Origin of the sequence: Pseudomonas sp. EL_65y_Pfl2_R96 (assembly GCF_963970905.1) — a bacterium.
Lineage (GTDB): Bacteria > Pseudomonadota > Gammaproteobacteria > Pseudomonadales > Pseudomonadaceae > Aquipseudomonas.
In genome coordinates this window covers 18,431-43,896 of record NZ_CAXAQH010000008.1, presented here as the reverse complement: position 1 = coordinate 43,896, position 25,466 = coordinate 18,431, and the positions used below count along the sequence as shown (strand labels likewise).

At 59.4% G+C, this 25,466-nt stretch carries 26 protein-coding genes and 1 pseudogene; 15 read left to right on the top strand and 12 right to left on the bottom strand.

Annotation, left to right across the window (positions count from 1 at the left end):
• Window positions 1-343 precede the first annotated feature (343 nt).
• From AACY49_RS11075 to AACY49_RS11060, 4 genes are all read right to left on the bottom strand, one after another.
• Complete coding sequence (locus AACY49_RS11075; RefSeq protein WP_339523676.1) at window positions 344-1,255, bottom strand: SDR family oxidoreductase; 912 nt, start codon at window positions 1,253-1,255, stop codon at window positions 344-346.
• A gap of 110 nt (window positions 1,256-1,365) precedes the next feature.
• Window positions 1,366-2,268, bottom strand: a complete 903-nt coding sequence (locus tag AACY49_RS11070; protein WP_258697507.1) for an alpha/beta fold hydrolase — start codon at window positions 2,266-2,268, stop codon at window positions 1,366-1,368.
• On the bottom strand, window positions 2,269-3,051 hold the full coding sequence (locus AACY49_RS11065) for a class II aldolase/adducin family protein (protein ID WP_258697508.1): 783 nt from the start codon (window positions 3,049-3,051) through the stop codon (window positions 2,269-2,271).
• Window positions 3,052-3,358: 307 nt separating this feature from the next.
• Complete coding sequence (locus AACY49_RS11060; protein WP_258697509.1) at window positions 3,359-3,814, bottom strand: flavodoxin; 456 nt, start codon at window positions 3,812-3,814, stop codon at window positions 3,359-3,361.
• A 103-nt stretch (window positions 3,815-3,917) separates the two neighbouring features.
• On the opposite strand from AACY49_RS11060, the pseudogene AACY49_RS11055 reads away from it, so the two are divergent.
• A pseudogene (locus AACY49_RS11055) lies at window positions 3,918-4,393 on the top strand (PAS domain-containing protein).
• A 54-nt stretch (window positions 4,394-4,447) separates the two neighbouring features.
• Window positions 4,448-5,053: a hypothetical protein gene (locus tag AACY49_RS11050; protein ID WP_258700792.1), complete on the top strand. Its 606-nt coding sequence runs from the start codon at window positions 4,448-4,450 to the stop codon at window positions 5,051-5,053.
• Window positions 5,054-5,056: 3 nt separating this feature from the next.
• On the opposite strand, the gene AACY49_RS11045 is transcribed toward AACY49_RS11050, so the two are convergent.
• The gene (locus AACY49_RS11045; protein WP_258697510.1) at window positions 5,057-6,034 is read right to left on the bottom strand and encodes a MerR family transcriptional regulator; all 978 of its coding nucleotides are present in this window, start codon (window positions 6,032-6,034) and stop codon (window positions 5,057-5,059) included.
• Between the two features lie 192 nt (window positions 6,035-6,226).
• On the opposite strand from AACY49_RS11045, the gene AACY49_RS11040 reads away from it, so the two are divergent.
• The 7 genes from AACY49_RS11040 to AACY49_RS11010 all read left to right on the top strand — a co-directional run bounded on the left by AACY49_RS11040 (window position 6,227) and on the right by AACY49_RS11010 (window position 10,776).
• Entirely contained in the window at window positions 6,227-6,796 is a 570-nt protein-coding gene (locus tag AACY49_RS11040) for an antibiotic biosynthesis monooxygenase (RefSeq protein ID WP_320392204.1), read from the top strand.
• Between the two features lie 155 nt (window positions 6,797-6,951).
• Window positions 6,952-7,662 (top strand): dihydromonapterin reductase, encoded by a 711-nt coding sequence (gene folM / locus AACY49_RS11035; RefSeq protein WP_258697512.1) that lies wholly within the window; start codon window positions 6,952-6,954, stop codon window positions 7,660-7,662.
• A 22-nt stretch (window positions 7,663-7,684) separates the two neighbouring features.
• Window positions 7,685-8,260 (top strand): GTP cyclohydrolase I FolE, encoded by a 576-nt coding sequence (folE, locus tag AACY49_RS11030; protein WP_258697513.1) that lies wholly within the window; start codon window positions 7,685-7,687, stop codon window positions 8,258-8,260.
• Between the two features lie 2 nt (window positions 8,261-8,262).
• Window positions 8,263-8,634 carry a dihydroneopterin triphosphate 2'-epimerase gene (folX, locus tag AACY49_RS11025; protein WP_258697514.1) on the top strand — a complete coding sequence of 124 codons (372 nt, stop codon included), beginning with the start codon at window positions 8,263-8,265 and terminating at the stop codon, window positions 8,632-8,634.
• A 68-nt stretch (window positions 8,635-8,702) separates the two neighbouring features.
• Window positions 8,703-8,999 (top strand): DUF1244 domain-containing protein, encoded by a 297-nt coding sequence (locus AACY49_RS11020; protein WP_018927179.1) that lies wholly within the window; start codon window positions 8,703-8,705, stop codon window positions 8,997-8,999.
• Window positions 8,992-9,330, top strand: coding sequence for a HopJ type III effector protein (locus tag AACY49_RS11015; protein ID WP_258697515.1), 339 nt, complete (start codon window positions 8,992-8,994; stop codon window positions 9,328-9,330). The genes AACY49_RS11020 and AACY49_RS11015 overlap by 8 nt, the downstream gene beginning before the upstream one ends.
• 195 nt (window positions 9,331-9,525) lie before the next feature.
• Complete coding sequence (locus AACY49_RS11010) at window positions 9,526-10,776, top strand: 2-aminoadipate transaminase (protein ID WP_339523671.1); 1,251 nt, start codon at window positions 9,526-9,528, stop codon at window positions 10,774-10,776.
• Between the two features lie 184 nt (window positions 10,777-10,960).
• Here AACY49_RS11010 and trxB read toward each other — a convergent pair whose 3' ends face one another.
• Window positions 10,961-11,917, bottom strand: a complete 957-nt coding sequence (gene trxB, locus AACY49_RS11005; RefSeq protein WP_258697517.1) for a thioredoxin-disulfide reductase — start codon at window positions 11,915-11,917, stop codon at window positions 10,961-10,963.
• Window positions 11,918-12,232: 315 nt separating this feature from the next.
• On the opposite strand from trxB, the gene cysZ reads away from it, so the two are divergent.
• Window positions 12,233-12,988, top strand: coding sequence for a sulfate transporter CysZ (gene cysZ, locus AACY49_RS11000; RefSeq protein ID WP_339523669.1), 756 nt, complete (start codon window positions 12,233-12,235; stop codon window positions 12,986-12,988).
• Between the two features lie 40 nt (window positions 12,989-13,028).
• A complete protein-coding gene (locus AACY49_RS10995) occupies window positions 13,029-14,228 on the top strand; it encodes a glycosyltransferase family 4 protein (RefSeq protein WP_339523668.1) in 1,200 nt (399 codons plus the stop codon).
• Between the two features lie 116 nt (window positions 14,229-14,344).
• On the opposite strand, the gene AACY49_RS10990 is transcribed toward AACY49_RS10995, so the two are convergent.
• From AACY49_RS10990 to AACY49_RS10980, 3 genes are all read right to left on the bottom strand, one after another.
• Window positions 14,345-15,448 carry an NADH:flavin oxidoreductase gene (locus AACY49_RS10990; RefSeq protein ID WP_339523667.1) on the bottom strand — a complete coding sequence of 368 codons (1,104 nt, stop codon included), beginning with the start codon at window positions 15,446-15,448 and terminating at the stop codon, window positions 14,345-14,347.
• 192 nt (window positions 15,449-15,640) lie between these two features.
• Window positions 15,641-16,123 carry a glutathione peroxidase gene (locus AACY49_RS10985; RefSeq protein WP_258697521.1) on the bottom strand — a complete coding sequence of 161 codons (483 nt, stop codon included), beginning with the start codon at window positions 16,121-16,123 and terminating at the stop codon, window positions 15,641-15,643.
• A gap of 124 nt (window positions 16,124-16,247) precedes the next feature.
• The gene (locus tag AACY49_RS10980; RefSeq protein WP_095193885.1) at window positions 16,248-16,733 is read right to left on the bottom strand and encodes an FKBP-type peptidyl-prolyl cis-trans isomerase; all 486 of its coding nucleotides are present in this window, start codon (window positions 16,731-16,733) and stop codon (window positions 16,248-16,250) included.
• On the opposite strand from AACY49_RS10980, the gene AACY49_RS10975 reads away from it, so the two are divergent.
• Genes AACY49_RS10975 through AACY49_RS10965 form a run of 3 tightly spaced genes read left to right on the top strand, consistent with a single transcriptional unit; the run spans window position 16,702 to window position 20,098 of the window.
• The gene (locus tag AACY49_RS10975) at window positions 16,702-17,040 is read left to right on the top strand and encodes a DUF3565 domain-containing protein (RefSeq protein ID WP_320392217.1); all 339 of its coding nucleotides are present in this window, start codon (window positions 16,702-16,704) and stop codon (window positions 17,038-17,040) included. The genes AACY49_RS10980 and AACY49_RS10975 overlap by 32 nt on opposite strands.
• A gap of 49 nt (window positions 17,041-17,089) precedes the next feature.
• Window positions 17,090-19,189: a phosphate acetyltransferase gene (gene pta / locus AACY49_RS10970; RefSeq protein ID WP_339523666.1), complete on the top strand. Its 2,100-nt coding sequence runs from the start codon at window positions 17,090-17,092 to the stop codon at window positions 19,187-19,189.
• Window positions 19,190-20,098, top strand: coding sequence for an acyltransferase (locus AACY49_RS10965; RefSeq protein WP_258697524.1), 909 nt, complete (start codon window positions 19,190-19,192; stop codon window positions 20,096-20,098). It begins immediately after the preceding gene.
• A gap of 181 nt (window positions 20,099-20,279) precedes the next feature.
• Here the strand turns inward: AACY49_RS10965 and cysN are convergent, their stop codons facing one another.
• From cysN to AACY49_RS10950, 3 genes are all read right to left on the bottom strand, one after another.
• Window positions 20,280-22,178: a sulfate adenylyltransferase subunit CysN gene (cysN, locus tag AACY49_RS10960; protein ID WP_339523662.1), complete on the bottom strand. Its 1,899-nt coding sequence runs from the start codon at window positions 22,176-22,178 to the stop codon at window positions 20,280-20,282.
• Window positions 22,179-22,187: 9 nt separating this feature from the next.
• Window positions 22,188-23,105: a sulfate adenylyltransferase subunit CysD gene (gene cysD / locus AACY49_RS10955; protein WP_007941268.1), complete on the bottom strand. Its 918-nt coding sequence runs from the start codon at window positions 23,103-23,105 to the stop codon at window positions 22,188-22,190.
• 269 nt (window positions 23,106-23,374) lie between these two features.
• A complete protein-coding gene (locus AACY49_RS10950; protein WP_339523660.1) occupies window positions 23,375-24,133 on the bottom strand; it encodes a Nif3-like dinuclear metal center hexameric protein in 759 nt (252 codons plus the stop codon).
• A 102-nt stretch (window positions 24,134-24,235) separates the two neighbouring features.
• Here AACY49_RS10950 and algW point away from each other — a divergent pair, with 102 nt between their 5' ends.
• The gene (algW, locus tag AACY49_RS10945) at window positions 24,236-25,396 is read left to right on the top strand and encodes a Do family serine endopeptidase AlgW (RefSeq protein ID WP_258697526.1); all 1,161 of its coding nucleotides are present in this window, start codon (window positions 24,236-24,238) and stop codon (window positions 25,394-25,396) included.
• Window positions 25,397-25,466 lie beyond the last annotated feature (70 nt).

The window sequence follows — 25,466 nt, the reverse complement described above, 5'->3', positions numbered from 1 at the left end:
GAAGGCGGCTACAGGGCTCAACCCGAGACTGTTGCTCAGCCTGCAACAGTGCATGTCTGGAATCGCTATTTTTCCTTTGTACTCAAGGCCTTATTCTTGCCGGGCTTTCACGGCAAACGGCCGAAAGCACGAAGCGATGGGGATGATAGACACGCCCCATCGGCAACAGCATCCAGATGATTTGAAGCGTATTTTTCGACTCATCGCCCGGTGTTCACTGACGTTGATCTATTGCTCCTTGATCCACGTCTTGCTTTGGCCGCTGCGTTTGCAGCGGCCTTTTTTATGGGCGAAAGATTTTAGGAGAGAGTCATCAAGGGGCAGATGGCAGGATGTCGCGCAATCAGATGGAATACTTCTGCAAGTTCTCCATCATTTCCTTCAACGCCTCAATATTGTCCTTCGGATGCGCCGCACCTTCGAAATCACAAATCTGCTGCCATTGCGCCGCGACATCTTCCGGCGAAAACCCCACCCGTGGATCAAACCCGGCGCCCAGGCTGCGCTCCCAGCGCACCTTGCCCATCCAGCCGCCACCCACTTCGAACAACCCGGACGTTTCCTGACAATGCTCACTCGCCAGGTACACCACCAGCGGGCTGACCAGTTCCGGTTTGAGTTGTTCGAACATGTGCGGCGGGATCAGGCCTTCGGTCATGCGGGTGCCGCCCGTGGGGGCGATGGCGTTGACCAGGATGTTGTTCTTGCGGCCTTCGATAGCCAGTGTGCGGGTCAGGCCGTAGAGGCCGAGTTTGGCCATGCCGTAGTTGGACTGACCGAAGTTGCCGTAAATGCCCGAGGTCGACGCAGTGAAGATCACGCGGCCATAGTTTTGCTCGCGCATGTGTGGCCAGGCAGCGCGGGTGACTTTGTAGGCGCCTTCGACGTGAACGCGGTAAACAAGGTCCCAGTCGCTGTCGTCCATTTTGTGAAAGGTCTTGTCGCGCAGGATACCGGCGTTGTTCACCACGACATCGATACGACCGAACGTATCGAGGGCGTGCTGGACGATTTTGTCACCGTCGGTGACAGAGTCATGGTTAGCCTCGGCGGTGCCGCCCGCTTCGCGAATTTCCGCCACCACTCGATCGGCCGCCGACGCATTGGCGCCTTCACCTTGAGCCGAACCGCCGAGATCATTGACCAGCACTTTGGCGCCCTGTTTTGCGAACAGCAGCGCGTGCGCCCGCCCCAGACCGCCGCCCGCACCAGTGACGATCACGACTTTATCTTCGAAGCGCACAGACTCATTCATGGGGAATTCCAGCAGGCCAAGGGACAGTAAGTGCGAGTGTCAGGTACAGGGCTGCTGGTCACAATAAACACGGAGGAAGCTGAATGGTGTGCAATAAGGCAGCGCGATAGTCAGGAACACGCCACCTTGCGCGGCGGTGAAAACAGCTGATCGCGAAACTCCAGATAGTGCTTGAGCACCTGCGCCGGCGCTTCGATCTGTGGGTAATGGCCGATCTCGGACAGCAGGACGGTGTCCGGGGCAGGAATCAGTTGCCGATAGCGCGCCACCATGTGCGCGCCGGAAACCGGATCGACCTCGCCATCGATGACGCGCAGCGGCACCTCGCCACGCTGCATGGCGCTGACCCAACGCTCACGTTGGACCCGCCGCTGCGGGATATAACCGATCAACTTGTGCATGATCCGCTGCCCGTGATTGCTATCGACCAGGCTCCAGAAATCATCCAGCTCACTTTCGGTAGGCCGGGTCTGCGGCCCGAAGACCTGCTTGAAACTCTTCACCAGCGCGTCACGGGTAAAGGCTAGCCCGATCATCCAGCCCAAGGGGCTGAGCAGGAGTTTTTGCATCAACACCGGGCGATGGGTTTCGGGAAACAGTCCACCATTGAGGAACACGCAACTGGCGATATGAGCGCGCGCTTCATAGTGCCGGGCCAACAGTTCCTGAGCCACGCTGTCGCCATAATCGTGTGCCAATACATGAACGGGTTGCTCGACGCTCAGATGCGCCAGTAAGGCCTGTTGCAGATCGGCCTGTTCCAGCAGGCTGTAGTCATGATTCAGCGGTTTGGCCGAATCGCCGAAACCAAGCATGTCGCAGGCAATCACCCGATAGCGCTGCGCCAACGGCTGCCACAGGTAATGCCAGTCCCAACTGGCCGTCGGAAAGCCATGGATCAGCAACAGCGGCTCGCCCTGCCCCGCAGTCCAATAGCGGATACTCTGACCGCGAAATACGAACGTCTGGCCGCGTTTGCGCCAGACACACAGGGGAATCTCGGCGAGTGCCATTTAGAGTTTATAACCCGGGTCTTGTTTATCGAGTTTGCGCAGCAGCGCCGGCCAGGCCAGCGCGCCACCCATCCCTTGAGCACTTTTGGTGACGCCGGCGATCATCGCCTTGGCACCCGCCAGAATCTGCGGTTCGATGGCAATCAGTTCCGCACCACCGTTTTGCGCCAGCACCTGAATTTCGCAGGCACGCTGGAAGGTAAACATCATCAGGAATGTGTCGGCGATGGTGCCGCCACAGGTCAGCAGACCGTGGTTGTGCAGCATCAGGAAATTGTTTTCTCCAAGGTCGGCTTGCAGCCGCGCCTTCTCGTCATGGTTCAGTGCAACACCTTCGTAGGCGTGATAAGCCAGGCTGGAGAGGACGAACAATGACTGCTGGCTGATCGGCAAGATGCCCTGCCTCTGCGCTGATACCGCCACCCCTGCCGCCGTATGAGTATGCAGCACACACACGACGTCATGACGGACTTCATGCACGGCGCTGTGGATGGTGTAACCCGCCGGGTTGATCTCGTAAGGGCTGTCCATCAACTTGTGGCCGGCCTGATCGACCTTCACCAGGCTCGAGGCGGTGATTTCGTGGAACATCAGCCCAAACGGGTTGATCAGGAAATCTTCAGTGCCCGGCACCTTGGCCGAAATGTGCGTGAAGATCAGATCGTCCCAGCCGTGCAGGGCGACCAGACGATAACAGGCAGCCAGGTCGACGCGGGTCTGCCACTCGGCGGCACTGACCTGGCCTTTTACACTGTGTGGCGATTGGGCGGGGGCTACGCTCACGGCAAGACCTCTGATTTTTATTTTTCTGGGTTCTTATCGTTTTACCGACGTTACAGCAGTCTAGTCAGCCCCCGGACTTCGTGTAGTTGCATTGGCAGCCAGCTTGATGGCCGAACGAGTCAGTGCGCGGGTGAGTCTGGATCCATGTCAAGGCACCCGCCCAATAAAGGCGCGTAGGCCTTAATGCCCGTAAGTTAAGTTAAGCCGCGCAAACTTGTGGGAGCGAGCCTGCTCGCGATGACGGCGGCACCTTCAGCATCAATGTTGCCTGACCCGCCGCTATCGCGAGCAGGCTCGCTCCCACAAGTCAGCCCCGCAGAGCGCTGACGAGGTTCGCCAGCCAAGGTTCGGCGTCGGTTTCCGGGGTCACGGTTTCGCTGGCGTCCAGGCGCAGCATCGGCAGGACTTCGCGCACGCCCAATTCGCCGAACAACTCGCGCATTTGCTCGCCGCCGCCGCAGAACGTATCGCCATAACTCGAGTCGCCCAAACCGATCACCGCACCCGGCAAACCGCGCCAGCCGGCGGGCAATTGATCGCGGATCATTGAATACAGTGGTTGCAGGTTGTCTGGCAACTCGCCCATGCCAGTGGTCGAGGTCACCGCCAGAAATGCTTCGGGGCCAAACGCCAGAACATCAGCGAGTGTCGCGCGCGGGTTGTGCCAGGTTTCAAAACCGGCGACGTTCAAAATGCTTGCAGCGTGGCGGGCAACTTCTTCAGCCGTGCCGTACACCGAGCCGGAAAGGATGGCGACTTTCATCAATCTGATCCTGAAGCTGAGTAAAAGATCGAGATATTAACAGCACCGCCTTCATTGATCTTTTAGAATGCAGCGCATCAATCAATACGCAAAGGACGCTGCGATGATCAATGCCCAACTGCTGCAAATGGTGATCAACGCCTCCAACGACGGCATCGTGATTGCCGAAAAGGAAGGCGAGCAGGACAACATCCTGATTTACGTAAACCCGGCATTCGAACGCCTGACGGGTTATACCAGCGAAGAAATCCTCTACCAGGATTGCCGTTTTTTGCAGGCAGGAGACCGGGATCAGTCCGCCCTCGCCTTGATTCGCCAAGCGTTGGATAATGACGGTTCCTGCCGGGAAATCCTCAGGAATTACCGCAAGGACGGCACACCGTTCTGGAACGAACTGTCGCTTTCCACGGTAAAAAACCCGCACGACGGACAGACCTATTTCGTCGGGGTGCAGAAAGACGTCACCGGGCAGGTCAAGACTCAGCGGCGAGTCGCGCAACTGGAGGCGCAATTGGCCGAGGTACAGGCTGAACTTTGCGCACTCAAACGACGAACGGCTCAAACCAATCTGCGAATTAACGGTCATTTACTACAATCACCGATGACTTTGTGACTATTCCTTTCGAGCAAATCATGCAGCGCGACGCACTCCTGACCCAGGATGAGCTGGATTTTATCCAGACCATGCAACACAACCCGCAACTCAATGTACGGGATGCGACGTCGAGCCTGCTCGTCAACGGTGGTTCGCAGATTCGTGACTTGCTCACTCGCCTGGCCGCTCATGAACAAGTGACCATCCAGGCCAATTTCGAAAATCAGCAAATGACCTTCCCGCTGCACCTGGTGGAAGATGAATTCCATGCGATGCATCTGCGCCTCGGTGTCCCCAGTATTTATGAAGACGGGCCGATGATTCGGCCATGGCGCCTGGCGCTCGAAGAACCCGTGGCGCTGGAAAATGCCAAAGGCCAACCCGGCACGATGTGGGTGCATGAAATATCGTTCAAAGGGGTCTTGCTGGAGGTTCGTAACAAGACCAAGGCACCAAAACATTTCGCGTTGTGGTTCAGTCCGTCAGGCTATGAACGAATTGCGTTGCGCGGCACCTTCGAGCGCGAAACCGAGCAGGGTTTCTACGCCTATGAGTTGAGCCAGAGCGACACGGATGAAACCGAACGTCTGCGTCAGTACATTCTTCAGCAACATCGCCTGACCCATCCCGCACTGCATCTCTGAATCTCAGGTATCCAGATTCCCCGCCAGGAACTGTTTCAGACGCTGGCGCATCAACACTCCCTCGTTTCCCAGGCAACCGATCGACGATCCGGCCAGGCTCTCCTGCGCCAGGTCCGATGCATCCCCGGCCAGCAACACCTGACAATCCAGGCTCATGGCCAGACGGTTCAAACGTCGAGGCAGTTCGGCGGCAGGTGCGTGATTGGAAACCAGCACCAGTGCCTTGGGCTTGATCTTCTCGCAGACCAGGATCAACTCGTCGAAGGGCTGACCGATCGCCAACAGCTGAATAGCCGAATCGACGCTGCTCAGATACAGCGCCGTGACCAGTACATCAAGTTCACGACATTGATCGGCCAGGGTGCAGACAAGCACTCGTCGCGGTTCCATGACACGTACCAGCAGCAGGCGTTGCAACACTCGAGCACGCAGAAAACCATCCAGAAAAAGCCACTCGCTGGCCTGACCGAACGCTTCATGGCGTTGTAGCAGTTGCTTCCAGATCGGAATCAGAATGTCCTGAAACAGCACCGTCAGCGGGTACCTGGAAAAAATCTGACCGTAGACTTGCTCCAGTCGAACTTCGTCAAAAACGCTCACCGCCGCCTTGACCTGCTGCTGCCATTGGTCGCAGTCAGCCTGAGCGAGTTCGTTGGGAGAGGTCTGCACCAGCACCTTGAGCGGTTCGGTCTTGGCCAGTATCTTGCCGACCTTGCTGACTGCGACACCGCGTTCGATCCAGCCAACGATGCTGCGAACCCGCTCGATATCGGTCAACGAATACAAACGATGCCCACTTTCGGTGCGAGTGGGCTGTATCAACCCGTACCGTCGCTCCCATGCTCTTAGTGTGACCGGGTTGACTCCCGTCAGGCGCGCAACCTCACGAATCGGAAACAGCTCTTCTCGAATCAGGGAGGTACTGGTGGGAAAGCTAGGCGCAAGGTTGCTCAGCACAGGCATCTTTGAATCTACATCCATGTATAAATTTGGATATATTATAACTCTCCTGCCGCGACAGCATTCAACACGTTGTTGAAAGAAGCAGGTACTGATGTCCATGGCATAATCAGGAATAATCCTTGCTTGTCCCGAGATGCAGCCCACCACCCCGGCGCTGTGTCTGGCGAAGCTCTTATCCGGAGCGACGCGTTAGTAATATGGAGATACACAATGTCTACTTCACCCGTCACGCTGATGGTTGCGCGCCGCGTCGCCGATGGGCGTTATCAGGACCTGATGGCCTGGCTGCGCGAAGGCGAACAACTGGCCACCGACTTCCCCGGTTATCTCGGCTCTGGCGTGCTCGCTCCGCCGCCCGACGATGACGAATTCCAGATTATCTTCCGCTTCGCCAACGAGCAGACCATGCACGCCTGGGAGCATTCCGCGTCGCGTACCGCCTGGTTGGGGCGCGGCAGCGATCTGTTTGCCCATCCCTTGGAGCATCGGGTCAGTGGCATCGATGGCTGGTTTGGTGCGGTCGGCCAACGCCCACCACGCTGGAAACAGGCCGTGGCAATCTGGCTGGCATTCTTCCCGGTGTCCCTGTTGTTCAACTTCGTCCTGGGGCCGCTATTGGCTGAAACGGGTTTGCTGACCCGAGTATTCGTCAGCACCCTGTGCCTGACGCCACTGATGGTTTACTTCTTCATTCCGCTATCGACCCGTCTATTGGCTAACTGGCTGCACAGTACACCGGCACATCCGTTGCCCGCCGAACCCTCAACCGAGCATCGCTGATCCCCCTGTGGCAGCGGGCTTGCTCGCGAAGACGGCGGTACAGTCAACATAGATGTCGCCTGACACACCGCTTTCGCGAGCAAGCCTGCTCCCACAATAGGTGTACGCCTCCCGTCGCTGGTATAGTTTTGCTCTAACCGCGACGCGAGCCGTTCATGACCTCTTCCGCAGCCCCAATCCTCATCACCGGTGCCGGCCAGCGTGTCGGCCTGTACTGTGCGCAGCGTTTGCTCGAAGACGGCCATCCGGTAATCTTCAGCTACCGCAGCGAACGCCCCGGCGTAAAGACTCTGCGCGACTTGGGAGCGATTGCGGTGTTCGCGGACTTTTCCAGCGAGGCCGGAATCTTCGCGTTCATCGGCGAACTTAAGAACCACACCGACAGCTTGCGGGCGATTGTCCATAACGCCTCCGAATGGCTGGCCGAAACCCCAGGTGCCGAAGTCGAAGCCTTCACCCGCATGTTCAGCGTGCACATGCTGGCACCCTACCTGATCAACCTGCACTGTGCCGACCTGCTACGGCGTTCAAGCCCCGCCGACATCATCCACATCAGCGATGACGTGACCCGCAAGGGCAGCAGCAAACACATCGGCTACTGCGCCAGCAAAGCCGGGCTCGACAGCCTGACCCTGTCCTTTGCCGCCAAGTTCGCGCCGGGCATCAAGGTCAACGGTATCGCGCCAGCCCTGCTACTGTTCAATCCCGACGACGACGCGGCGTACCGCGCCAGGGTCCTGGCCAAATCCGCACTGGGCATCGAACCGGGCAGCGAAGTGATCTACCAGAGCCTGCGCTATTTGCTCGACAACCCTTATGTCACCGGCACGACCCTGACCGTCAACGGCGGACGGCACGTCAAATAAGCCGCCCCCGCGAGGATGTCCCATGACGTTATCCCTGCCCCGGAACACGCTGTCCCAGAGCTATCGCGAGATCCTCGTCGGCCTCGGTGAAAACCCCGACCGCGAAGGCCTGCTCGATACGCCGGTGCGCGCCGCGAAAGCCATGCAGTACCTGTGTCATGGTTACGAACAGAGTGTCGAAGAGATCGTCAACGGCGCGCTGTTCGCCTCCGACAACGATGAAATGATCATTGTCGACAACATCGAGTTGTACTCACTGTGTGAACATCACATGTTGCCCTTCATCGGCAAGGCGCATGTGGCATATATTCCAACGGGCAAAGTGCTGGGCCTGTCGAAGATTGCGCGGCTTGTGGATATGTTCGCCCGCCGCCTGCAAATCCAGGAAAACCTCACCCGGCAAATCGCCGACGCCGTGCAGCAAGTGACCGACGCCGCCGGTGTCGCGGTGGTCATCGAAGCCCAGCACATGTGCATGATGATGCGCGGCGTCGAGAAACAGAATTCGACCATGAACACCTCGGTGATGCTCGGTGCCTTCCGCGAGTCGAGCAACACCCGTCAGGAGTTCCTGCAATTGATTGGACGGAGCAAGTAGCAATGCCACAACTTCAACCAGGAATGGCACGCATCCGGGTCAAGAACCTGTGTTTGCGAACTTTCATCGGGATCAACGAGGACGAAATCCTCAACAAGCAGGATGTGCTGATCAACCTGACCATCCTGTATGCCGCCCAGGAGGCAGTGCGTGACAACGATATCGATCACGCGTTGAATTACCGCACCATCACCAAGGCGATCATCGCCCACGTGGAGGGCAATCGCTTTGCCTTGCTCGAGCGCCTGACCCAGGAGTTACTGGACCTGATCATGGCCAATGAGTCGGTGCTGTACGCCGAAGTCGAAGTCGACAAGCCCCACGCCCTGCGCTTCGCCGAGTCGGTGTCAATTACCCTGGCCGCAAGCCGCTGACAGCGTCTGGCGCATCGCTCGCCAGGCTTTTATCATCCGCGCCACGATTTGATTGCACAGAGCCCATCATGAACGATCAACAACGCCTGGAACTTGAAGCCGCCGCCTTTCGCCGGCTGGTTGCCCACCTGGACAGCCGCAAGGACGTGCAGAACATCGACCTGATGAACCTCTCGGGTTTCTGCCGCAACTGCCTGTCCAAGTGGTACAAGGCCGCCGCCGACGAACGCCAGATCGACGTCAGCCTCGACGAAGCCCGCGAAGTGGTTTACGGCATGCCGTACGCCGAGTGGAAAGCCCAATACCAGAAAGAAGCCAGCGCCGACCAACAAGCGGCGTTCGCCAAAGGAAAACCCAATGAGTGATTTGAACACCCTGCGCGCCAGCCTCAAGAGCGGCGAGCATGCTTTCGCCGACACCCTGGCGTTCATTGCCGCCGGTTACGACTATCAGCCTCAGTCGTTCAATAACGGCGGCGTGGAAAACGCGGCAGGGCAGAACGAAGGTTCGTGCAAGACCTTGGGCCTGGCATTGCTGGAAGGTCTGAGCAATGAAGAAGCACTGTTGGCGTTCGGCGAGCATTACCGTTCGGTGGTGGCCACACCTGAAGGCAGCGACCACGGCAATATCCGCGCGCTGATTGCCCATGGGTTGGCGGGTGTGAAGTTCGCGCAGCAGCCGCTGACTCGCCGCTAAAAAGCTTTTTGCAGGAGCACGGCTTGCCGGCGAAGGCGATCTCAAGAACGCCATCGCCGGCAAGCCGTGCTCCTACAGGTATTAGCGGCACATCCCGACTTTTAAGATTGACCCGGCAACTTTATTTCGTTTGCCGGGCACCGCTGCTCGCGGCTTAGATAAAAAGAAGAAACCCTTCTTCTGAGTCCGGTATCCATGAGCAGCGAAAACATCAGTCGGTCAATCAACATCGTTCACCCCGTCACGCTCAGCCACGGTAAAAACGCCGAGGTCTGGGACTCCGACGGCAAACGCTACATCGATTTTGTCGGTGGTATCGGCGTGCTGAACCTCGGCCATTGCCATCCACGCATCGTCGAGGCCATTCGCGAACAGGCCACCCGGCTGACCCACTACGCGTTCAACGCCGCCCCGCATGTGCCTTACCTCGAACTGATGGATCGCCTCACTGCGTTTATTCCGGTGGACTATCCGGTCAGCGGCATGCTCACCAACAGCGGTGCGGAAGCGGCGGAAAACGCCCTGAAGATCGTCCGTGGCGCCACCGGTCGCACCGCAGTCATCGCCTTCGATGGTGCCTTCCACGGTCGCACGCTCGCTACTCTGAACCTCAACGGCAAAGTCGCCCCCTACAAACAGAAAGTCGGTGTGCTGCCGGGGCCGGTGTTTCATCTGCCATTCCCCAGCAAAGACAACGGCGTGACCTGTGCCGAGGCCCTGAAAGCCATGGACCGTCTGTTCAGCGTCGAAATCGACGTTGATGACGTGGCCTGTTTTATCGTCGAACCGGTGCAGGGCGAAGCGGGCTTCCTGGCGATGGACGTGGAGTTTGCCCAGGCGCTGCGACGTTTCTGTGATGACAAAGGCATCCTGCTGATCGCCGATGAAATCCAGTCCGGCTTCGGCCGTACCGGCCAGCGGTTTGCGTTCTCGCGATTGGGCATTGAGCCGGACCTGATCCTGCTGGGTAAAAGCATTGCCGGCGGCGTGCCGTTGGGTGCGGTGGTCGGGCGCAAGTCGCTGCTCGATAACTTGCCCAAGGGCGGATTGGGCGGCACCTATTCGGGTAACCCCATCGCCTGCGCCGCCGCGTTGGCGACACTGGACGAAGTGAGTGATGCACACCTGCACGCCTGGGGCACGCAACAGGAAGAAGCGATTGTCAGCCGTTATGAATCCTGGCGAGCCCGCGAACTGTCACCGTATCTGGGTCGCTTGACCGGCGTCGGTGCAATGCGCGGCATCGAGCTGATCAATGCCGACGGCACACCGGCTTCGGCACAACTGACGCAGCTACTGGCACTGGCGCGAGATTCGGGCTTGCTGCTGATGCCCAGCGGCAAGTCGCGCCACATCATTCGTCTGCTGGCGCCACTGACCACCGAGGCCGCCGTGCTGGAGGAAGGGCTGGATATCCTCGAGGCGTGCCTGAAGAAATTGGCCTGAGCGTTGAAGTCGACGCACATCCTGTGGGAGCGGGCTTGCCCGCGATAGCGATTTATCATTCAACATTAATGTCGCCTGACCCACCGCCATCGCGGGCAAGCCCGCTCCCACAGGTTTACTGCACTTTTCTGAAGGCACAAAAAAACCGGCCGAAGCCGGTTTTTTGCTTTCTACAGAATCAGAATCAAGCGTTCTGCAGATCATCGAGGTAGCGCTCGGCATCCAGTGCCGCCATGCAACCGGCACCGGCCGAGGTAATAGCCTGACGGTAAACGTGGTCAGCCACGTCACCGGCGGCAAAGATACCTTCGACACTGGTGGCGGTGGCGTTGCCATCACGGCCACCCTTCACAACCAGGTAGCCGTCTTTCAACGTCAACTGACCTTCGAACAACGAAGTGTTCGGGGTGTGGCCGATGGCGATGAACACGCCGTCGACTTTCAGCTCGTCGAAGCTGCCGTCGTTGTTCTTCAGGCGAGCACCGGTCACGCCCATGTTGTCGCCCAGCACTTCGTCCAGGGTCGAGTTCAGCTTCAGGATGATCTTGCCTTCGGCAACCCGGGCATTGAGCTTGTCGATCAGGATCTTCTCGGCACGGAAGGTTTCGCGACGGTGGATCAAGGTTACGGTGCTGGCGATGTTGGCCAGATACAGGGCTTCTTCTACAGCAGTGTTACCACCACCCACCACAGCCACTGGCTTGTTGCGATAGAAGAAACCGTCGCAGGTCGCGCAGGCCGACACGCCTTTGCCCATGAACGTTTCTTCCGACGGCAGGCCCAGGTAACGGGCGCTGGCACCGGTGGCGATGATCAGTGCATCGCAGGTGTAAGTCGCGCTGTCGCCAATCAAGGTGTATGGCTTGGCGGCGAAGTCCACGGCATTGATGTGATCGAACACGATCTCGGTTTCAAAGCGCTCGGCGTGCTCTTTCATGCGTTCCATCAGCGCCGGGCCGGTCAGGCCATGGACGTCGCCCGGCCAGTTGTCGACTTCGGTGGTGGTGGTCAGTTGACCGCCCGCCTGCATGCCGGTGATCAGCAGTGGCTTGAGGTTGGCACGGGCGGCATAGACCGCGGCGCTGTAACCGGCAGGGCCGGAACCGAGAATAATCACTCGCGAATGACGAACTTCAGACATGACCTGCTCCTGTTGACCGGCCCGAAACACTGGGCGCGGAACGCCGGATTGCCGGCGGGAATAAAAAAGGACCGTTGAAAGCACTTGGGGAAGGCTTGAGCTCGACAGTCCTGTAAAAAGAATGGGTGCAGCGTATCGAGGGGGCGAAGATTAAGGAAATACGGTTTAACAATCCAGCTCATAGGCGGTCTCTATTCCGTTGCAGTGAATGTATAGACGCCTTTGTTACAGTTAATGTCGATGCCGCTACCGCGCTTTCGCCCGTCAGGCAAAGCCGGTAAGGTCGGCGCGTTTTCCTCTTGCTCGGAGCACGTTATGCCCGCCCCTGTTCTGTCCGGCCCGCAATATTTGCGCGAGGGCCTCAAGCTGGTCCTGAGCCCAAGCCTGCGCTTGTTCGTGTTGTTACCGCTGGCGATCAACCTGGTGCTGTTCGTCGGATTGATCTATCTGGCCGGTCATCAGTTCAGCCTGTGGGTCGATACGCTGATGCCGTCCCTGCCCGACTGGCTGAGTTTTCTCAGTTACATCCTCTGGCCACTGTTCGTCGTGCTGGTGGTGCTGATGGTGTTCTTCACCTTCACCATGCTCGCCAACGTCATCGCCGCGCCGTTCAATGGCTTCCTCGCGGAGAAAGTCGAAGTGGTGGTGCGCGGCACCGACGACTTCCCGACCTTCAGCTGGGGCGAACTGATCGCCATGATCCCCCGCACCCTAGCCCGGGAAATGCGCAAACTCGGCTACTTCCTGCCAAGAGCCATCGGGCTGTTCATCCTGTCGTTCATCCCGGTGGTCAACATCATCGCCGCGCCGCTGTGGCTGCTGTTCGGGGTGTGGATGATGGCGATCCAGTACATCGACTACCCGGCGGATAACCATAAGCTGGGCTGGAACGAAATGCTCGCCTGGCTGCGGCAGAAGCGCTGGCAGAGCATGAGTTTCGGCGGGAGTGTTTATCTGGTGCTGCTGATTCCGGTGGTCAATATTCTGATGATGCCGGCGGCCGTGGCGGGGGCGACGCTATTCTGGGTGCGCGAGCGTGGCACGGAACACCTGGTGGCACAGCGCAGTTAATCGCGTCACAAATCCATCATCCCAACGTCACAATGACGACATGGCCTCAGCCGACACTGAGGTCATGACGACAGCTCTGCATATCACTCTGATCACCGAAACCTTCCCACCGGAAATCAACGGCGTGGCCAATACTCTGGGTCGCTTGTTCGATGGTTTGCGCGCACGCGGGCATCAGGTCGAGTTGGTGCGGCCACGTCAGGATTGCGACCCGCTCATAGGCAACAATGATGAGTTGCTGCTGTGTCGGGGCTGGCCGCTGCCGGGTTATCCCGGCCTGCAATGGGGTCAGTCGTCGATGCACAAGCTGCTGCGGCGCTGGAAGCGCCATCGCCCGGATGTGTTGTACATCGCCACCGAAGGACCGCTGGGGTTGTCCGCGTTGCGCGCCGCACGGCGTTTGGGGATTTCGGTGGTCAGTGGCTTTCATACCAACTTCCAGCAGTACTCCAGACAGTACGGCCTGGGACTGCTGACGCGCTTGCTGACCCACTACCTGCGCTGGTTTCACAATCGCTCGACCCTGACCCTGGTGCCCAGCGCCAGCCAGCGACTGGAGCTGGAGCGTCGCAGTTTCGAGCGCCTGGAATTGCTCTCTCGAGGCGTCGACAGCCAGTTGTTTCATCCGGCCAAACGGCTGAAACCGCTGCGCGAGCAATGGGGGCTGGCCGAGGATGATATTGCCTTCATCCACGTAGGACGCCTGGCCCAGGAGAAGAATCTTGGCCTGCTCAAGCGCAGTTTCGACACGTTGAAAACTACTTATCCACAGCGGAACATGAAATTGATTGTGGTCGGTGACGGTCCGCTACGAGCGACGCTGGAAAAGGAATTGCCCGAGGCGATTTTTTGCGGCTCACAACGCGGCGAAGCGCTGGCCACTCACTATGCGTCGGGGGATGTGTTTCTGTTTCCGAGCCTGACCGAAACCTTTGGCAATGTAGTGCTTGAGGCATTGGCCTCGGGGCTGGGGGTAGTGGCGTACGATCAGGCGGCAGCAGCCCAGCATATTCGCCATGGCTACAACGGCGTACTGGCCATGCCCGGGGATGAAGAGGCGTTCTGCGATGCGGCGCGTTGGCTGCTGGAGGAGCGCGAAACCTTGCGTTGCGTGCGCCTTAATGCGCGCCAGCATGCGAGTCGTCAGGGGTGGGCGGCGATTATCGAGCAGTTCGAGGGGCAGTTGCGCGGGGCTTGCGTTGGGGAGCAGGTGGTTCCTGATGCTCAGACATTACCCTGAATCTTTGCTGACCTTGAGGCCATCATCGCGGGCGAGCCCGCTCCCACAGGATTTGTGTGTGACGCAGAACACTGTGGGAGCGGGCTTGCCCGCGATGGGGCCCTTCCAGACGCTACTTAAACCAACGTCATCAACGCTTCACGGCTAAACGGCAGGATGTCTTCCTCACGTCCGTCCCGCACTTTCTGCGCCCAGTCCGGGTCCACCAGCAACGCACGGCCTACCGCCACCAGGTCGAACTCATCGTTATTCAAACGCTCCAGCAGTTTTTCCAGGCTGGCCGGTTGTGCGATCTTGTCGGTGTTGACCATGAACTGCAGGAACTCGCCGTCCAGGCCAACGCTGCCCACGGTGATGGTCGGTTTGCCGGAGAGCTTGCGGGTCCAGCCCGCCAGGTTCAGTTCGGAACCGTCGAACTCCGGCTCCCAGAAACGCCGCGTCGAGCAGTGGAAAATATCCACGCCGGCGTCGGACAACGGCTTGAGGAACTCGCCCAACGCCTCTGGCGTCTGCACCAGGCGGGCGGTGTAGTCCTGCTGCTTCCACTGGGAGAAACGGAAGATGATCGGGAAACCCTCGCCGACCGCTGCACGCACCGCCTCAATCAGTTCGATGGCGAAGCGCGAGCGGTTAGCCAGGCTGCCACCGTATTCGTCGGTACGCTGGTTGCTGCCTTCCCAGAAGAACTGATCCACCAGATAACCGTGAGCACCGTGGATTTCCACGCCGTCCATGCCGATGCTCTGGGCGTCTTCGGCCGCTTGGGCGAACGCGGCGATCACGTCCTGGATGTCCTGGCGGGTCATGCCGTGAACCACCACCTGACCGTCCTTCAATTTATCCGACGGGCCGTAACCCGGCACGCTGGCATCCGGCTCGGTGCCGATGCGCCGCACGCTGCCCACATGCCACAGTTGCGGAACGATCTTGCCGCCTTCGGCATGCACCGCGTCGACGACTTTTTTCCAGCCAGCCAACGCGGCTTCACCGTAGAAATGCGGCACATTCGGGTAGCCGTTGGACGCCTTGTGACCGACGGTGGTGCCTTCGGTGATGATCAGGCCAACCCCGGCGGCGGCACGGCGACGGTAGTATTCGATCACTTTGGAGTTGGGCACACCGCCCGGCGAAAACGAGCGGGTCATCGGCGCCATGACGACACGGGTCGGCAGTTCGAGAGCGCCGAGTTGAAAAGGTTTGAACAGGGCTTTGACGGGCACGGGACGCTCCACGGGACATAGGCTTTATGACGGCGATAATATGGAGAGCAACCAGCCTTGAACAGCACTATTGATTTAAGTGATTAAGGATTAGAAACGAAAAGATCACAGCCTTCGGCAGCTCCTACAGAGGAATGTGAACACCTGTAGGAGCTGCCGAAGGCTGCGATCTTTTGATCTTGATCTTCGCTTTTAACTCAGAGCTTTTTCAATCGCCTGAATCACAGCCGGATCATCCGGCGCCGTACGAGGCGAGAACCGCGCCAATACACGACCGTCCTTGCCCAGCAGGAATTTTTCGAAGTTCCAGGTGATGTCGCCCGGGAATTCCGCCCCCTCGCCCGCCAGCAGACGGTACAGCTGATGACGCTCATGACCGTTGACCTCCAGCTTGCTGGACAACGGAAAGGTCACGCCATAGTTGAGGCTGCAAAACTCCTGGATCTCTTTCTCTGTGCCCGGTTCCTGCCCGGCAAACTGGTTGCACGGCAGGCCCAGCACACTGAAACCCTTGTCCTTGTATTGCTGGTAGAGGTTTTCCAGCGCCGCGTATTGTGGGGTCAAGCCACATTTGGAGGCGACGTTGACCACCAGCACGACGTGCCCTTTGAAGGGCGCCAGAGGTAACTCCTGGCCATCCAAAGTTTTCAATGTAAGGTCGTGAAAAGCACTCATGACGGACTCCAAATTTCCCGTGTTCTTCTCGAAACAGCCACTTGGTCATGTCGCCAAGGACAGCCGCGGACTAAAAAGGCGCCCTCGGGCGCCTCTCCAGTTCTCGAAAGCTTAGCGCAGAAAATCAGTGGTGATGGCCACCTTCGCCATGGACGTGACCATGAGCGATTTCTTCCTGGCTGGCGTCACGGATGGCGACGATCTTGACCTGGAAATTCAGGCGCTGACCGGCCAACGGGTGGTTGCCGTCGACGGTGACATCATCGCCGTCCAGATCGCGAATGGTGACGATCTGCATCTGGCCGTCCGGAGCGGAAGCGTGGAACTGCATGCCCACTTCCAGTTCGTCGACGCCTTCGAACATGCTGCGGCTCAGGGTGCTGACCAGTTCGGCAGCGTATTCGCCGTAGGCATCTTCAGGTTCTACGGCGACAGTCAGTTCTTCACCGACGGCTTTGCCTTCCAGTGCCTTTTCCAGGCCCGGGATGATGTTACCTGCGCCTTGCAGGTAGACCAGCGGCGCGCCGCCGGCGGAGCTGTCGATGACCTCACCAGCGTCGTTGGTCAGGGTATAGTCGATGGAGACAGCCTTATTGGCGGCGATCAGCATGGGGCGAGACCTTTTGCATAAGAATGATGAATGTCCAAGTTTAGCGAAGCAATCGTCCGAAAGCGAACACAACCCGGACAGACGGATTGCGGCGAAAGGCTCGACGGTCACAGGCTTTCATCAGGACGAGGACGGGCACTGGGTGGCCGAGCTTTCCTGCGGCCATACCCAACACCTGCGGCACCAGCCACCGTGGCAATCCCGGGCCTGGGTGCTGGACCCTTTGCTGCGCAATGAAAAAATAGGCCAGCCCTTTGATTGCGGTTGGTGCGCACAGGGCTCGGTTAGCGATAACCTTGGCGACTGAATATCGGTAGAGCGCCAGCCATAGGCGTTCACCATTGCAGAGAATCCGCATGCAAACTTTTTTTATCGCGCCCACCGATTTTGGTGTGGGTCTGACCTCCATCAGCCTCGGGCTGGTGCGTACCCTCGAGCGGGCCGGCCTCAAAGTCGGCTTTTTCAAACCGATTGCCCAGCCACACCCGGGTGACACGGGCCCTGAACGCTCCACCGAACTGGTGGCCCGCACTCACGGTTTGAAACCGCCACAGCCGTTGGGCCTGGCCCACGTCGAGCGGATGCTCGGCGACGGTCAGCTGGACGAGTTGCTCGAAGAAATCATCACCCTCTATCAGCAAGCCGCTGTCGGCAAAGATGTGCTGATTGTCGAAGGCATGGTCCCCACCCGCAGCGCCAGCTACGCCGCGCGGGTCAACCTGCATTTGGCCAAGAGCCTCGACGCCGAAGTGATTCTGGTCTCGGCGCCGGAAAACGAAGTGCTGACCGAACTCTCTGGTCGGGTGGAATTGCAGGCGCAATTGTTCGGCGGGCCGAAAGACCCGAAAGTCCTTGGCGTGATCCTCAACAAGGTCAAAACCGACGAGAGCATGGAGGCCTTCGCCTCGCGCCTGAAAGAACATTCGCCATTGCTGCGCAGTGGCGACTTCCGCCTGCTCGGCTGTATCCCGTTTCAACCGGAACTGAACGCACCGCGCACCCGCGACGTGGCCGATCTGATGGGCGCTCAGGTGCTCAACGCCGGCGACTACGAAACCCGGCGCATGACCAAAATCATCATTTGCGCCCGCACCGTGCGCAACACCGTGGAGCTGCTCAAGCCCGGCGTGCTGGTGGTGACCCCTGGCGATCGCGACGACATCATCCTCGCGGTCAGCCTCGCGGCAATGAACGGCGTCCCCCTGGCCGGCCTGTTGCTGACCAGCGACACCCTGCCAGACCCGCGCATCATGGACCTGTGCCGTGGCGCCTTGCAGGCCGGTTTGCCGGTGTTGTCGGTCAGCACCGGTTCCTACGAAACCGCCAACCAGTTGAACGGTTTGAACAAGGAAATCCCGATCGACGACCGCGAACGTGCAGAGATCATCACCGATTTCGTCGCCAGCCACCTCGACGCCAACTGGCTGCACCAACGCTGCGGCACGCCACGGGAAATGCGCCTGTCGCCAGCGGTGTTCCGCTATCAACTGATCCAGCGTGCCCAGGCCGCCAACAAGCGCATCGTGTTGCCTGAGGGCAGCGAGCCGTTGACCATACAAGCTGCAGCGATCTGTCAGGCGCGGGGCATTGCCCGTTGTGTGTTGCTGGCCAAACCGGAAGACGTCGAAGCCGTGGCCCGCGCCCAAGGCATCGAGTTGCCGCCGGGGCTGGAAATCCTCGACCCGGACCTGATCCGCGAGCGTTACGTAGAGCCAATGGTCGCCCTGCGCAAAAGCAAAAGCCTCAATGCACCCATGGCCGAGCAGCAACTGGAAGACACCGTGGTGATCGGCACCATGATGCTGGCGCTGGATGAAGTCGACGGGCTGGTGTCCGGGGTCATTCACTCCACCGCCAACACCATCCGCCCGGCCCTGCAACTGATCAAGACCGCGCCGGGCTGCACCCTGGTGTCGTCGGTATTTTTCATGCTGTTTCCGGAAGAAGTGCTGGTTTACGGCGACTGCGTGATGAACCCGCACCCGAGCGCCAGCGAACTGGCCGAGATCGCGTTGCAAAGCGCCGATTCGGCGGCAGCGTTCGGCATCACGCCACGGGTGGCGATGATCAGCTACTCCAGCGGTGAATCGGCCAGCGGCGAAGAAGTCGAGAAGGTTCGCGAGGCCACCTTGCTCGCCCACGAACAGCAAAACGCTCTGTTGATCGACGGCCCGTTGCAGTACGACGCCGCCGCCAACGAAACCGTGGCCCGGCAACTGGCGCCGAACAGTCAGGTGGCCGGTCGTGCCACGGTGTTCGTGTTCCCCGACCTGAACACCGGCAACACCACCCACAAAGCCGTGCAGCGCAGCGCCGACTGCGTCAGCCTCGGGCCGATGCTGCAAGGCCTGCGCAAACCGGTGAACGACCTGCCGCGTGGCGCGCAAGTCGACGACATCGTCTACACCATCGCGTTGACCGCGATTCAAGCGGCCAACCGACCTATGGATGTTTAAATGCTGGATTTCCTACCTGCACCCGTGCGCGGTGTGATCGCCTCGCTGCTGTTGGCGCTGAATACGATTGCCTGCTGCACCCCGCTGTTCGTGGTGGCGATCTTCAAACTGCTGCTGCCCTTCCCCGCCGCCCAGCGTCTCACCAACTGGCTGATGGGCCATATCCACGAAACCTGGATCAGCAACAACAAAGCCTGGATGGACTTGCTCGGGCACACGCGCTGGCAACTCAGCGGGCTTGAAGGTCTGGACTATCAGCACTCGTACCTGATCACCAGCAACCACCAGAGCTGGGTCGACATCATGGTGTTGCAGTACGTGCTCAACCGTCGCATCCGCCCGCTGAAGTTCTTTCTCAAACAGGAACTGATCTGGGTGCCGGTGATTGGCCTGGCGTGGTGGGCGCTCGGTTTTCCGTTCATGAAGCGTTACTCCAAGGCCTATCTGGAAAAGCACCCGGAGAAGAAAGGCAAAGACCTGGAAACCACCCGCAAGACCTGCGACAAGTTCCGCAATAACCCGGTGGGGATTTTCAACTTCGTCGAAGGCACGCGCTTCACCGAGGGCAAACACGTACAGCAGAGCTCACCGTTCCGCTACCTGCTCAAGCCGAAAGCGGGCGGCATTGCGTTCGTGCTGGATGCCATGGGGGACCAGCTGGAAGGCATCATCAACGTGACCATCCACTACCCGGCGGGGCGCCCGGGTTACTGGGATTTGCTCTGCGGTAATGTGAAAGACGTGGTGGTGCACTTTCAGGAACTGAAGATTCCACCGCAGTTCATCGGCAAGAACTACGACCAGGATGGGGTGTATCGCCTGGAGTTTCAGGGTTGGATCAATCAGCTGTGGAATGACAAGGATGCGCTGCTGGGGCAGATGCACCGTGAGCACACCGCCAAGGTTTGAGGCGCTTGTACCGGCCTCTTCGCGGGCAAGCCCGCTCCCACAGTGGTTCTCTGTGAAACGCAAATTCTGTATCCGCTAAAGATCCCTGTGGGAGCGGGCTTGCCCGCGATGGCGATCTCAAGGACACAAAAAAACCCGCAGACGATCACTCATCTGCGAGTTTTTTATTTGCAGCTAACGCTTAGATCGCGCCACGCTGACGCAGCAGATCCAGCACTTGCTTGACGCTTTCTTCCAGCGACAGCGACTGGGTGTCGATCACCAGATCGGCATCCAGCGGCACGTCGTAAGGGAAGGATTCGCCCGGGATGTTGTCGCCACCCGCCGCGTACAGACCTTGCGGATCACGTTCGGCGCAGACCGTCGGCGAGGCCTGGACGTAGACCGTCAGCAGACGCTCCTTGCCGATCAGGTCCCTGGCCTGCTCACGACCTTCGGCACTCGGAGCAACAAACGCCGCCAGTGTCAGCAAACCGGCTTCGTTGAACTGACGCGCAACGTGCGCCGCACGACGCCAGTTTTCGGTCCGCCCGGCGCGATCATTTGGCAGACCTTTGTTCAGGTCGTGACGCAGGTTCTGGCCATCGAGCACAAACACCGCACGGCCCAGGTCGAACAGCTTGCGTTCAACCGCATACGCCAAGGTGCTTTTGCCAGCGCCGGACAGGCCGCTGAACAACACAGTGGCCGGTTGCTGACCGAAGCGCTGGGCGCGTTCTTCGGTGGCCACGTGCGCCAGTTTGCCGTGGTGGGTGCTGGTGCCATGGCTCAACGGCTGGGCGATGATCATGCCGGCCGCGACCGTGCCGTTGGTCAGTCGATCGATGACGATGAACGAACCGGTGGTGCGGTTGCTGTCGTAACCGTCCAGCGCGATAGCCGCGTCGAGGCTGATCTTGACCCGACCGATCTCGTTCAGTTGCAGCGAGCTGGCTGGCCCTTCGGCCAAGGTGTTCACGTCCACGCGATTGACGATGCTGGTGATCGAACCCGGCACGTAAGTCGTGGCACGCTTGATGTCGTATTTCTTGCCCGGCAGCATCGGCTCTTCGGCCATCCACACCAGCATGGCGTCGAAGGCGTCAGTCACTTGCGGCTTGTTGTCGGCGTGCACCAGCAAGTCGCCGCGGGAGATGTCGATCTCGTCTTCCATGGTCAGCGTCACCGCTTGACCAGGGCCTGCATGCTCCAGCTCACCTTCGAAGGTGACAATGGATTTCACGCGGCTGCTCTTGCCCGACGGCAGCACAACGACTTCGTCGCCCTTGTGCACGATGCCGCTGGCCAGGGTGCCGGCGAAACCACGGAAGTTCAGGTTCGGACGGTTGACGTACTGCACCGGGAAACGCAGGTCGGTGTAGTTGCGGTCGCTGGCGATTTCGACGGTTTCGAGGATTTCCATCAGCGACTGGCCGGTGTACCACGGCGAGCGCTCGGACTTGTTCACCACGTTGTCGCCCTTGAGCGCGGACATCGGCACGAACGCCATGGTGCTCGGCTTGAACGCGATGCCTTCGGCGAACTTCAGGTAATCGGCCTTGATCGACTCGAACACGCTTTCGTCGAAGCCGTTGAGGTCCATCTTGTTGATGGCGACCACGATGTGCTTGATGCCCAGCAACGAGGCGATAAAGCTGTGGCGACGGGTCTGGGTCTGCACGCCGTAACGGGCGTCGACCAGGATGATCGCCAGGTCACAGGTGGACGCACCGGTGGCCATGTTGCGGGTGTACTGCTCATGGCCGGGGGTATCGGCGATGATGAATTTGCGCTTGGCGGTAGAGAAATAGCGGTAGGCGACATCGATGGTGATGCCCTGCTCACGCTCGGCCTGCAAGCCGTCGACCAGCAACGCCAGGTCGATGTCTTCGCCGGTGGTGCCGACTTTTTTCGAGTCGCGGGTAATGGCTTCCAGGTGATCTTCGTAGATCATTTTGGAGTCGTGCAGCAGGCGCCCGATCAGGGTGCTCTTGCCGTCGTCGACGTTGCCACAAGTCAGAAAGCGCAGCATTTCCTTGCGTTCGTGCTGGCCCAGGTAGGCGAGGATGTCCTCGCTGATCAAATCAGATGCGTGCGACATGACAACCCCTTAGAAATAACCCTGACGTTTCTTTTCTTCCATGGAACCGGCGCCATCGTGATCGATGACTCGGCCCTGGCGTTCGGAAGTTCGCGTCAGGAGCATTTCCTGAATGATGTCGGTCAGGCTGGTGGCCTCGGACTCGACAGCACCGGTCAACGGGTAGTCGCCCAGTGTACGGAAACGGACCTTCTTCTTGACGATGCGCGCCTTGTCTTCGTCGCTCAGGTGATTGAGCAGGCGCTCGTCGTCGATCATGATCCAGGTGCCGTTCATCTCGATGACATCACGCTCGGCAGCGAAATACAGCGGCACGATCGGGATGCCTTCGAGGTAGATGTACTGCCAGATGTCCAGCTCGGTCCAGTTCGACAACGGGAATACGCGGATCGATTCGCCCTTGTTGACCTTGCCGTTGTAGACGTTCCACAGCTCCGGGCGCTGGTTTTTCGGGTCCCAGCGGTGCTTGCTGTCACGGAAGGAATACACGCGCTCTTTGGCCCGGGACTTCTCTTCGTCGCGACGGGCGCCACCGAATGCGGCATCGAAGCCATACTTGTCGAGGGCCTGTTTGAGGCCTTCGGTCTTCATGATGTCGGTGTGCTTGGCACTGCCGTGGGTGAGCGGGTTGATACCCTGCGCAACACCCTCGGGGTTGACGTGTACCAGCAGGTCCAGGCCGAGCTCTTCGACCATGCGGTCGCGGAACGCGTACATTTCCTTGAACTTCCACTGGGTGTCGACGTGCATCACCGGAAACGGAAGTTTGCCCGGGAAGAATGCCTTGCGCGCAAGATGCAGCATTACGGCGGAGTCTTTACCGACGGAGTACAGCATCACCGGGTTATCGAACTCGGCGGCGACCTCGCGGATGATGTGGATGCTTTCGGCCTCCAGCTGTTTCAGATGCGTCAGTTTGTCGACCATGGCTACTCACGAAAACGATCTTATGGACGGCCTTCGGGCCGTGTTCGAGCGGGGAATCCTAGCACAGCGCCCCCTTCTAATCAGGACGGCGGCTAGATCGAAAGAGTATATGAATATACCTGCCCGTTCGGGTGTATGAGCACCTGTGGGAGCGAGCCTGCTCGCGATAGCGGTGTGTCAGTGACATGAATGTCGAATGTGACGCAGCCATCGCGAGCAGGCTCGCTCCCACAGTTGAATTGCGGTGTTAAGTGAAAATCTGTACAGCATCAAATAGGGTTCGGGCAATCGATGAAGATGTGCTCGAGGGCGAAACGTCGCGCCAGGTAATCGCCCAACGCCTGCACACCGTAACGCTCGGTGGCATGGTGGCCAGCGGCGATGAAGCTGATGTCGTTTTCCCGGGCGCTGTGGAACGTCTGCTCGGAGGCCTCGCCGCTGAGGTACAGATCAACGCCGGCCAACACTGCCTGATCAATGTAACCCTGGCCGCCACCGGTGCACCAGCCGACCCGACGAATCATCTCGCTGCCTTCGATCAGCAACGGCTCGCGCCCCATGACTTCCTGCACGCGGCGGGCGAAATCGCGGGGGGTCATCGGTTCGCTCAACGAGCCGACCAGCCCGACGACTTTCAGATTGTCCGGATCCAGCGGGCCTTCGACGGTGATGTCCAGTTGCCGGGCAAGCTGCACGTTGTTCCCGACTTCCGGGTGCAGGTCCAGCGGCAAGTGATAAGACAGCAGACTGATGTCGTGCTTGAGCAGGGTTTTCAACCGGCGCTGCTTCATGCCGGTGATGCACGGGTTCTCGCCTTTCCAGAAGTAGCCGTGATGCACCAGCACCAGATCGGCCTGGGCCTCGACCGCGGCGTCCAGCAGCGCCTGGCTGGCGGTGACACCGCTGACGATGCGCATCACTTGCGGCCGGCCTTCGACCTGCAAGCCGTTGGGGCAGTAATCGACGATCTTCGCACTTGCCAGGTAACGGTCGGCTTCTTCGACCAGGGTGCTCAGGGCGACGGCCATAAAAGACTCCTAAATATCCCGTTCAGAGGCACGCGCGGCCTCGTATAATGCGCCACATTATGGGCGGTCTCATACCGCCTGCAACCTCTCAGGACGTGCTTAATGCTCAAGGCGCTGCGTTTTTCCGGCTGGCCGCTGTTGGCCGGCGTGCTTGTCGCTCTACTGATTATTCAGCGTTACCCGCAGTGGGTCGGGCTGCCAAGCCTCGACGTCAATCTGCAACAAGCCCCGCAAACCATCGGCCTGCAACAGGGCCCGGTGTCCTACGCCGACGCAGTGACCACGGCCGCGCCGTCGGTGGTCAACCTGTACACCACCAAAGTGGTCAACAAACCCAGCCATCCGCTGTTCGAAGATCCGCAGTTCCGCCGCTTCTTCGGCGACAACTCGCCCAAGCAGAAGCGCATGGAGTCGAGCCTCGGTTCGGGCGTGATCATGAGCCCGGAAGGTTACCTGCTGACCAACAACCACGTGACCAGCGGTGCCGACCAGATCGTGGTGGCACTCAAGGATGGCCGTGAAACCCTGGCCAGGGTCATCGGCAGCGACCCGGAAACCGACCTCGCGGTGTTGAAGATCGACCTGAAAAACCTGCCGTCGATCACCGTCGGCCGCTCCGACAACCTGCGCATCGGCGATGTGGCCCTGGCCATCGGCAATCCGTTCGGCGTCGGCCAGACCGTGACCATGGGCATCATCAGTGCCACGGGGCGCAATCAGTTGGGCCTGAACAACTACGAAGACTTCATCCAGACTGACGCCGCGATCAACCCCGGCAACTCCGGCGGGGCGCTGGTGGATGCCAATGGCAACCTGACCGGGATCAACACGGCGATCTTCTCCAAGTCCGGCGGTTCTCAGGGCATCGGCTTCGCGATCCCGGTCAAACTGGCGATGGAAGTGATGAAGTCGATCATCGAACACGGCCAGGTGATTCGTGGCTGGCTCGGCATCGAAGTGCAACCGTTGAGTCAGGAGCTGGCGGAGTCGTTTGGCCTGTCGGGACGCCCGGGGATTGTGGTCGCGGGGATTTTTCGTGATGGCCCGGCGCAGAAGGCTGGCCTGCAACTGGGCGACGTGATCCTCAGCATTGATGGCGAACCGGCTGGCGATGGTCGCAAGTCAATGAACCAGGTGGCGCGAATCAAGCCGACCGACAAGGTCACGATTCAAGTCATGCGCAACGGCAAAGAGCTCAAGCTGACGGCAGAAATCGGTCTGCGCCCGCCTCCCGCGCCAGTCAAGGAAAAAGAAGAAGAGTAAGCCCGTAGGCGCTGCCGAAGGCTGCGATCTTTTTACGCCTTCAGCAGCCCTATAACGCCCGAACTGTTAA

Bases quoted from the DNA above. Each gene is read 5' to 3' on its own strand.
- AACY49_RS11075 (WP_339523676.1), bottom strand. From the start codon at position 1,255: ATGAATGAGTCTGTGCGCTTCGAAGATAAAGTCGTGATCGTCACTGGT.
- AACY49_RS11070 (WP_258697507.1), bottom strand. From the start codon at position 2,268: ATGGCACTCGCCGAGATTCCCCTGTGTGTCTGGCGCAAACGCGGCCAG.
- AACY49_RS11060 (WP_258697509.1), bottom strand. From the start codon at position 3,814: ATGAAAGTCGCCATCCTTTCCGGCTCGGTGTACGGCACGGCTGAAGAA.
- AACY49_RS11050 (WP_258700792.1), top strand. From the start codon at position 4,448: ATGCAGCGCGACGCACTCCTGACCCAGGATGAGCTGGATTTTATCCAG.
- AACY49_RS11045 (WP_258697510.1), bottom strand. From the start codon at position 6,034: ATGGATGTAGATTCAAAGATGCCTGTGCTGAGCAACCTTGCGCCTAGC.
- AACY49_RS11040 (WP_320392204.1), top strand. From the start codon at position 6,227: ATGTCTACTTCACCCGTCACGCTGATGGTTGCGCGCCGCGTCGCCGAT.
- folM (WP_258697512.1), top strand. From the start codon at position 6,952: ATGACCTCTTCCGCAGCCCCAATCCTCATCACCGGTGCCGGCCAGCGT.
- folE (WP_258697513.1), top strand. From the start codon at position 7,685: ATGACGTTATCCCTGCCCCGGAACACGCTGTCCCAGAGCTATCGCGAG.
- folX (WP_258697514.1), top strand. From the start codon at position 8,263: ATGCCACAACTTCAACCAGGAATGGCACGCATCCGGGTCAAGAACCTG.
- AACY49_RS11020 (WP_018927179.1), top strand. From the start codon at position 8,703: ATGAACGATCAACAACGCCTGGAACTTGAAGCCGCCGCCTTTCGCCGG.
- AACY49_RS11015 (WP_258697515.1), top strand. From the start codon at position 8,992: ATGAGTGATTTGAACACCCTGCGCGCCAGCCTCAAGAGCGGCGAGCAT.
- AACY49_RS11010 (WP_339523671.1), top strand. From the start codon at position 9,526: ATGAGCAGCGAAAACATCAGTCGGTCAATCAACATCGTTCACCCCGTC.
- trxB (WP_258697517.1), bottom strand. From the start codon at position 11,917: ATGTCTGAAGTTCGTCATTCGCGAGTGATTATTCTCGGTTCCGGCCCT.
- cysZ (WP_339523669.1), top strand. From the start codon at position 12,233: ATGCCCGCCCCTGTTCTGTCCGGCCCGCAATATTTGCGCGAGGGCCTC.
- AACY49_RS10995 (WP_339523668.1), top strand. From the start codon at position 13,029: ATGGCCTCAGCCGACACTGAGGTCATGACGACAGCTCTGCATATCACT.
- AACY49_RS10985 (WP_258697521.1), bottom strand. From the start codon at position 16,123: ATGAGTGCTTTTCACGACCTTACATTGAAAACTTTGGATGGCCAGGAG.
- AACY49_RS10975 (WP_320392217.1), top strand. From the start codon at position 16,702: ATGGAGACAGCCTTATTGGCGGCGATCAGCATGGGGCGAGACCTTTTG.
- AACY49_RS10980 (WP_095193885.1), bottom strand. From the start codon at position 16,733: ATGCTGATCGCCGCCAATAAGGCTGTCTCCATCGACTATACCCTGACC.
- pta (WP_339523666.1), top strand. From the start codon at position 17,090: ATGCAAACTTTTTTTATCGCGCCCACCGATTTTGGTGTGGGTCTGACC.
- AACY49_RS10965 (WP_258697524.1), top strand. From the start codon at position 19,190: ATGCTGGATTTCCTACCTGCACCCGTGCGCGGTGTGATCGCCTCGCTG.
- cysN (WP_339523662.1), bottom strand. From the start codon at position 22,178: ATGTCGCACGCATCTGATTTGATCAGCGAGGACATCCTCGCCTACCTG.
- cysD (WP_007941268.1), bottom strand. From the start codon at position 23,105: ATGGTCGACAAACTGACGCATCTGAAACAGCTGGAGGCCGAAAGCATC.
- AACY49_RS10950 (WP_339523660.1), bottom strand. From the start codon at position 24,133: ATGGCCGTCGCCCTGAGCACCCTGGTCGAAGAAGCCGACCGTTACCTG.
- algW (WP_258697526.1), top strand. From the start codon at position 24,236: ATGCTCAAGGCGCTGCGTTTTTCCGGCTGGCCGCTGTTGGCCGGCGTG.